Here is a 1,459-nt window from a genome sequence, read left to right as displayed (position 1 = left end):
CTTTTCATCAAAGACTTTTCCGTAGCCGTGAAGAAGGTCCATTTCCGCCATAAATTTATGGGCAGGGCCAGGCAACAAGGTGTTGAGACGATCAATCAACCTGTGGTGCCAGAAATCAGGCTTGTTATAGGGGCAAGTGGCAATACAGCTACCACAGGCTGTCCCGGATTCAATCCAGTAGTCGTGACATTTTTGCCCATCCAGATACCACTTTTTGACCCCGGGGTTCATGTAGGGGCGGCCTTTTACATCTTCAGCCGTATACATAGTAGGTTTATCATCGTGGGATATGGCTTTAGAGGGACATTTGTCGGCACAGTGCAGACAATTTTCACAGAAGTCTTGCACGCCAAAGGTCACGGGTTTATCAAAATATTCATCCAGTTCCAGCTCTGTGTACACTCTGGCAAGCCGGAAGCGCGTGCCATATTTATAGTTCTGCAGCGTACCCATACGGTTCAGTTCTCCTAAACCGGCTGCCACACCATAAGGTATGTTGAGCCCAAGCCGATTAACGGATGGAACGGATTTATAACCCAGGTTGTTCAGGAATTTGGACAGGTGCATGACAACGCTGGTCAGCTCGGAGTAGGCGTGGTTTGCAGTGGCATCCGCTATTTGGCTGGGAGCTGTTCTCAGCGCTTCGTACTCCATCTCAAGGCCGATAACAATAACGGTTTTAGGGTTAAAGCCTGCCATTGCCTCTTCCCAGGGCAGGGTTCTGTTCCTTACACCCGGGGTCATAACACCTCCTCCCTGAGGAGTCGCCATTTCGCCCCGCACTCTGCCTTTAGGGTGTAAAACCTCGGAGTAATCCCACCGCTCATCCCTTCGGGTAATACCTACAAGGTCGGCACCAAAGAGGCGTGCCGTACGCTTGATTTGGGCATGGGCCATTGCACTGCTGGGAAACTTGTAGGGCTCAGGCAGTGCATCTGTCGCATCATGAATCTCATCCAGTCCGTTGTTCAAATAGTCATAGAACACTGTTGTTGATGCCAGAGACATTGCATAGTCGGGGATAGTAAAACCAGGCTTATCATTATCGTAATATGGAGCCATGTTCGGAATACCACGACGACCAGCACGGCTGAAAACACTGTGATACTGGTCAAATCGCTTATATTCCGGGCCAACTTCTACAGGGAGGTCATCGTGTGTGACAACACCAGCCCCTCCCCTGCTACCACTATTCGCTTGAGCAACAGCAGGAGCCCCTGCGACCAGAGCTGTTGCTGCTCCGGCAGCCCCTAGTTTTAATAAGCTGCGACGATCAATCTTGGGTTCCTTACTTGGAACATGTGCATTTGAATCATTCAAACTGCGATCCTCTAAGAGCAATTACTTACGCAACAAGCTTGCAAGCTCCGCAAATGAAACCCCGCTGCCAGCCCCACCAATCATCAGAGGCATCTGTAGTGATAAGACGGAGTAAGCTTGCAAATCTGCCACGCAATAG

Annotated in this window: 1 protein-coding gene; it reads right to left on the bottom strand. The window is 50.2% G+C overall.

The window, feature by feature from the left end; genetic code table 11:
• On the bottom strand, window positions 1–1,320 hold a 1,320-nt coding region (locus tag E1189_RS15455), incomplete at its 3' end, for a reductive dehalogenase (protein ID WP_155161232.1).
• Window positions 1,321–1,459 lie beyond the last annotated feature (139 nt).

Origin of the sequence: Parendozoicomonas verongulae, assembly GCF_009711465.1 — a bacterium.
In the GTDB taxonomy this organism is placed as follows: Bacteria; Pseudomonadota; Gammaproteobacteria; order Pseudomonadales; family Endozoicomonadaceae; genus Sansalvadorimonas; species Sansalvadorimonas verongulae.
Note: the sequence above shows the minus strand (reverse complement) of the source record. Positions and strands in the feature narration are given on the sequence as shown.